The sequence below is a fragment of the Streptomyces sp. ActVer genome, assembly GCF_027270795.1.
In the GTDB taxonomy this organism is placed as follows: Bacteria; Actinomycetota; Actinomycetes; order Streptomycetales; family Streptomycetaceae; genus Streptomyces; species Streptomyces umbrinus_A.
In genome coordinates this window covers 1-980 of record NZ_JAPWHT010000948.1, presented here as the reverse complement: position 1 = coordinate 980, position 980 = coordinate 1, and the positions used below count along the sequence as shown (strand labels likewise).

General features: G+C 71.6%; 1 protein-coding gene. It reads left to right on the top strand.

The window, feature by feature from the left end:
- Positions 1-980 (top strand): S1C family serine protease (locus O3Q52_RS53535; protein ID WP_269655606.1); only part of this gene is annotated, 980 nt, incomplete at both ends.

The window sequence follows — 980 nt, the reverse complement described above, 5'->3', positions numbered from 1 at the left end:
CGCCCCCTGGCAGAACTACGATCCCTGGGCCGCCGCCCCCCTCCAGCAGAACGGGGCGGCCGTCGAGAGCACGACCGGGCGGCGTCGGCGTACGAGGCGGGCGCTGGTCCTGGGGGCCGCGCTCCTCGCCCTCGTGTCCGGCGGCGTCGGCGGGGCCGTAGGGGCGTATCTGGAGCGCAACGGCGGGATCGACGACGTCGAGCTGCCGCAGGCCGGCACCGAGGCCAAGGGACGGGCCGCGGACAGCGTGGCCGGGATCGCGGCCAGCGCGCTGCCCAGTGTGGTGACGCTGCATGTGAGCGGGTCGGAGTCGCAGGGCACCGGCACCGGGTTCGTGCTCGACCAGCGCGGCTACATCCTCACCAACAACCACGTGGTCGACCCGGCGGACGGCAGCGGCGACATAACCGTGACCTTCAGCGGCGGCCAGACCGCCAAGGCCAAGGTCGTCGGTCACGACAGCGGCTACGACCTCGCCGTCGTGAAGGTGAGCGGTGTCAGCGGTCTCAAGCCCCTGGCCCTCGGCAACTCCGACAACGTCCAGGTCGGTGACCCGGTGGTGGCCATCGGCGCCCCCTTCGGCCTGGAGAACACCGTCACCGCCGGCATCATCAGCGCCAAGGAGCGTCCCATCACGGCGGGCGGCGAGGAGGGCGACGGCAGCGACATCTCGTACGTGGACGCGCTGCAGACTGACGCCCCGATAAACCCCGGCAACTCGGGCGGCCCGCTGGTCGACTCCAAGGCCCGGGTCATCGGCATCAACAGCGCCATCCGCTCCGCCGACAGCGGCTCGGACCTGGAGGACGGCCAGTCCGGCTCGATCGGCCTCGGGTTCGCCATCCCCATCAACCAGGGCAAGCGCGTTGCCGAGGAGCTCATCAACACCGGCAAGGCCACGCACCCGGTGATCGGCGTGACGCTCGACATGGACTACAGCGGCGACGGCGCCCGCGTCGGCACCAAGGGCAACGACGGCA